The organism is Geoglobus sp., from assembly GCF_054018175.1.
Window position 1 is genome coordinate 1 of the sequence record NZ_JBPLZQ010000042.1, and the last position, 4,894, is coordinate 4,894.

5 protein-coding genes are annotated in these 4,894 nt (G+C 52.2%); 4 read left to right on the forward strand and 1 reads right to left on the reverse strand.

Going from position 1 to position 4,894, the window contains the following annotated elements:
• The first annotated feature begins 228 nt into the window (after positions 1-228).
• Positions 229-1,326: a carbon-nitrogen hydrolase family protein gene (locus tag ACXJJC_RS03255; RefSeq protein WP_456369400.1), complete on the forward strand. Its 1,098-nt coding sequence runs from the start codon at positions 229-231 to the stop codon at positions 1,324-1,326.
• Between the two features lies 1 nt (position 1,327).
• Here the strand turns inward: ACXJJC_RS03255 and ACXJJC_RS03260 are convergent, their stop codons facing one another.
• Entirely contained in the window at positions 1,328-2,386 is a 1,059-nt protein-coding gene (locus ACXJJC_RS03260; RefSeq protein WP_456369396.1) for an AAA family ATPase, read from the reverse strand.
• Positions 2,387-2,430: 44 nt separating this feature from the next.
• On the opposite strand from ACXJJC_RS03260, the gene thpR reads away from it, so the two are divergent.
• The 3 genes from thpR to ACXJJC_RS03275 form a co-directional block, all read left to right on the forward strand.
• On the forward strand, positions 2,431-2,976 hold the full coding sequence (gene thpR, locus ACXJJC_RS03265; protein WP_456369397.1) for an RNA 2',3'-cyclic phosphodiesterase: 546 nt from the start codon (positions 2,431-2,433) through the stop codon (positions 2,974-2,976).
• Entirely contained in the window at positions 2,973-4,301 is a 1,329-nt protein-coding gene (cca, locus tag ACXJJC_RS03270; protein WP_456369398.1) for a CCA tRNA nucleotidyltransferase, read from the forward strand. The genes thpR and cca overlap by 4 nt, the downstream gene beginning before the upstream one ends.
• Positions 4,298-4,894, forward strand: a 597-nt coding sequence (locus ACXJJC_RS03275) for an MBL fold metallo-hydrolase (protein WP_456369399.1), incomplete at its 3' end; no start/stop codon positions are given. The genes cca and ACXJJC_RS03275, both read left to right, overlap by 4 nt.

Below are 4,894 nucleotides of genomic sequence, written 5' to 3' on the forward strand. Positions count from 1 at the left end.
TCAGCTCCACTCCTGCTGGAGAGAGGCTCATCCTGTCAAACTCGTCGAGCAGCCTTGCCATCCTCTCCTGCATCCTTCTGAGCTCCTCAAACGGGTCGAATATCCTCATCCCCATCACCTCCTTAACCTGTTTTTCCTAACCTTTAGTTAGGAAATCTGATATTTAAACTTTTCTGCGATGCGGCCACGAGGGGTCAGCCTTTTAAAATTCAGGATTAATAGTTGAGAATGGTGGAGGAGATGAACATCGAAAACGTAACGAGGGTTGCGGTTGTTCAGCTCGCGCCGGATTACATGAATCTGGAAGGCACGCTTGACATCGTCTGCGGTGCGGTGGAAAAGGCTGGAAAGAAGGCGGACATCATCGTGTTCCCAGAAACATTCGTTCCCGGGTACCCGTACTGGAGGAACATCACTCCCGGATCGAAGTGGGCCCGGTACATGGTGGAGTACCAGAAAAACTCCGTGAGAATTCCGGACGATCTTGGCTGTGTTCTCGATGCTGCCCGCGATTTGAACGTGCACGTTGTTCTCGGGGTGAGTGAACGGGACACCCTGCCGGGCAGCCTGACCCTGTACAACACCATCGTTTTCATTGGCTCAAACGGTGTGGTGGCTGGAAAGCACAGAAAGCTCATGCCCACGCATGGAGAGAGGATGGTGTGGGGGCTCGGTGATGGGACGGACCTGAGAACGTACGACACGGAGTTTGGAAAGGTGGGTGGGCTGATATGCTACGAAAACCACATGACTCCCGTGAAGTCCCTACTCGCTCTGATGGGTGAGGAGATTCACGCCGCTCTCTGGCCGGGATACTGGACCGCGGAAAGGCATACCGCCAGTAAGAGGAGATTTGACCCCGGCAGGGACAGCATTGCAAGCTGTGACATCGACTGCGCAATCAGGGAATATGCCTTCGAGACTCAAACGTTCGTGATAAGCGCGAACATGTTTCTCGAACCAGACGTGCTTCCTGAGGGTGCGTTCGACATCGCCGCCGGGGGTAGTGCGGTCGTCAACCCCTCAGGACTGTACATCGAGGAGCCGGTTTTCGATAGAGAGGCAGTAGTTTATGCGGAACTCAATCCGGAAGACAGGCTGGCAACAAAGGCCTACTTCGACTGTGTTGGACACTATGCGAGGTGGGACGTCGTCAGGCTGCTTTACACGGCGAGGAGAAACATTCCGGTGGAGTTATTTGAGGAAACCAGCGAAAGCGTACTCTCATCGAAAGAGCTGGAGACTCTCGTCGACAGGCTTGGTATTGAGCTCAAAAAAGTCGAGGATATGGTGAGGAATCTTTCAAAAGAGATTGAGGGAGAATAGGTCAGACGAACATCTGCTTGGGCGGTTGCTTGACAGGCCTGGAAACCTTCTGAACGGAGTTCAGCAGATCCTGAGTGGTCACCACATCTCTGCCCTCCACGATCGCCTTGTGGAGGGACGCCTTGATAACCTTCTCGACGAGGTCCCTGCCAGAGAACCCCTCGGTAACCCTCGCGACCTCCTCGAGATCGACGTTCACAGACAGGGGAAAGTCCTCCAGGTTCTTCTTCAGTATCATGTATCTCTCCTCACTGTCTGGGAGCCTGAACTCTATTTCCTCCTCGAACCTGCTCCTTATGGACGGGTCGAGCATGTCTATTCTGTTCGTCGCCGCTATCGTGCATATTCCCTCATTTCTCTCGATTCCGTCGAGCTCCGTCAGGATGGCGTTGACCACCTCGCTCACGTCGCCCCTCAGGTCCTGGTAGCTCCTGTCGAGTGCTATGCTGTCGAACTCGTCCAGAAAGACTATACACGGAGCAGCCTGTCTCGCCTTCTCGTAAAGCTCGTGAATTCTCCTGGCTCCGTCACCAACATGCTCGCCAATGAGCCTCGTGGACTTGACGGAAAGAAACGGAACGTGTGCCTCGTTTGCGAGGGCTTTGGCGGTCATCGTTTTGCCTGTACCCGGTGGGCCGTAAAACAGGATGTTCTTTGGCGCCCATTTACCGAACTTTTCCGGATTTTTGAGATATTCCAGAATTATCCTCGCCTTCTTCTTTGCGTCTTCCTGCCCCACGACGTCTTCGAGGCTGACATCAACCACGAGCTCGGTAACTATCTCATTAGACTCACTTTCAACGAGAAATATCGTGTGATCTCCGACGAAGCCCTCCTCCGGCTCGCATCCGGTAACCTCAAAGGCAAAGTCGGGAAACATCCTCACGTCGAACAGCATCTTGCCCCGGTAAATGTACTCTCCCCTCCACTGTTCCTTCGCGTATCTGTCAAACACCTTCAGATTGTCCACTTTGGGATACTCGTGGTAGCTCGCCTTCAGAGGGTAACCAAGGGGCCTCAGTATGACGTATCTGATCTCTCCTTTACTCTTACCAGTCATTCAAACCGAAAAACTATTTGAACTTATTAATAATCTTTGCCCTCATGAGACTGTTTGTAGCGGTCGACATTCCTGACGAGCTGAGGGAAAAGCTCAAACCGCTCCTCAAGCTGCTTTCCGGATACAGAGGGATGAAACCGGGTGAACCGGAAAACCTGCACATTACTCTCAAGTTTCTCGGTGAGGTTAACGACGCGAGAGCTGAGCTGGTCAGGGACAGGCTCAGAAATGTGAAGTTCGATCCATTCACGATCAGGTTCCAAGGGATAGGATTCTTCCCCAGACCCGACTACATGCGCGTGATCTGGATAGGCGTGGAGGGTGATGGCATATACGAGTTAGCGGAGAAGGTCGAGAAGGAGATGAGAAAACTCGGATTTAAGAAGGACAGGGAATTCAGAGCACACATGACAGTTGGAAGGGTGAAGAGGGTGGACGCGGATATGAGAGGGAAACTTTTTGAGGAACTGAAAGAATTTGACAGAGACTACGGGGAGTTCACGGTCGACTCGTTCAAGCTAAAGCGGTCAACTCTCACGCCGAAAGGCCCGATATACGACGACGTTGAAGTTTTCGGGGGAAGGGCATGACGAGGGTTGGGGAGGTGCTGAAGCAGGTCCTTCCAGAAGTGCTCCCAGGGGACGAGGATGTGGCCAGGGCCAGAAAAGCGGAGGAAACGATAAGAGGGAGACTCGAAAAGATACTGAAAAAGTTTCCGGATGTTGAGTACAGGTTCCTGGGGAGCTACGCGAGGAACACCTGGCTGCCAGAAAGTCTGGAAATAGACGTGTTTCTCCTGTTCCCCGAACACTACAGCTTCGATGAGCTTGAAAGGATTGGAATGGAGGTTGGTAAAAGCGTTGTTGACAGCTACGAGCTGAGGTACGCTGCCCACCCTTATGTTCACGGAACCGTCAGTGGAGTTGAGGTCGACATCGTGCCATGCTACCGGCTGGAGAGTCCGGAAAGAATCAAAAGCGCCGTGGACAGAACTCCGTTCCATCATGAGTGGTTGAAGGACAGGATCAGAGGAAAGGAGAACGACGTCAGGCTGTTAAAGAGATTCCTCAAAGCAGGCGACCTGTACGGGGCGGAGTTCAGGGTAAAGGGCTTTTCAGGTTACCTCTGCGAGCTGCTCATTGTGTTTTACGGCTCCTTCGAGAACCTGGTGAAAAATGCCACGAGATGGAGGAGGGACATGATCATAGACATCAAAAACGGCAGTGTGAAAATCTCGAGAGGTCAGCGGAGTATTTTTGTTGTGGATCCTGTCGATGAGAGGAGGAACGTCGCCGCAAACCTGAGCGTAGACAACCTCGCGAGGTTTATTGAGCGGTGCAGGCTCTTCCTCGAGGACCCCTCTCCGGAATACTTCAGGAGGGCTGAAAGGAACGTAGACGTGCAGAAACTCGAAAGGGAGCTGGAGAGCAGGTTTGTGTATGTCCTGTCCTTCGAAAGACCGCCAATAGTCGAGGACAACCTCTACACTCAGCTCGAGAGGGCTGAAAAGAGGATCGGGAAGATTCTCGAGGAAAACGAGTTCGTGGTCATGCGAAGCAGTCATTTTGCGGGCAAAATGTGCTACCTGATCTTCGAAACTACAGCAGGAGAACTTTCTGCTGTAAAAAAGCATTATGGTCCAAAAATTGAGAGTTACGAAAACTCAATGAAGTTTTTGAGGAAAAACAAGGAATACGAAAGGTTCTTTGAGGATGGAAGATACGTTACGTACAGGAAGAGGGAATTGAGAAGGGCAGAGCACGTTATAGAGCACGCAGTAAGGACGAGCTACGAATCCATGGGCAAGGATATATCTCTGTTCATCAAAGACGGGATCGTCCATTCCGGAAAGGAGATTCTGAAGCTCGATGAGCTTCTCCACACCCTGGCGGACTTTCTGGGGGTGAAAGGGTGAAAATCACATTCCTCGGCACGGGTGTTGCAGTCAGCTTGGCAGAAAAGGCACAGCAGTCTCTTCTGATAGAGGACGACAGGCTCGTGCTGGTGGACTGCGGATTCGGAACAATGCTCAGGCTCCAGCAGGCGGGGTATGATGTTACAGACCTCGATGCGGTGGTTCTGACCCACTTCCACCTCGACCACTGCGGAGAGCTGATGGGAATCCTGAAAGCAAGGTGGCTGAGCAACGCAGGAAAACTGAAAATCTACGCCCCTAGAGGGGCTGAGAGCTTTCTTAACAGCTTCCTGTCAGCGTCGCCATACCTCCTGGGAAAACTCGACTTCAGAGTTTTGGAGCTGGAAGACGGTGAGAGGTTCATGATAGGCAGTATGAGGTTCGAGGCGAGGAAGACGAGGCACTCCTTGGAGAGCTTGGGGTATGTAATAAACGGCGTGCTGATTTCGGGAGACACGTCCGCCTTCTCTGAGCTTTACGAAGACGTGGAGGTGACAGTACACGAGATGTCACTCGATTTTGGGGGACGGGCAGATTACCACACCTCTCCGGAGAATCTTGTAGAAAATGTGGAGAGTGTGAGAGAAGCGTAC

Coding starts and splice junctions, on each gene's coding strand:
- ACXJJC_RS03255 (WP_456369400.1), top strand. CDS start 229: ATGGTGGAGGAGATGAACATCGAAAACGTAACGAGGGTTGCGGTTGTT.
- ACXJJC_RS03260 (WP_456369396.1), bottom strand. CDS start 2,386: ATGACTGGTAAGAGTAAAGGAGAGATCAGATACGTCATACTGAGGCCC.
- thpR (WP_456369397.1), top strand. CDS start 2,431: ATGAGACTGTTTGTAGCGGTCGACATTCCTGACGAGCTGAGGGAAAAG.
- cca (WP_456369398.1), top strand. CDS start 2,973: ATGACGAGGGTTGGGGAGGTGCTGAAGCAGGTCCTTCCAGAAGTGCTC.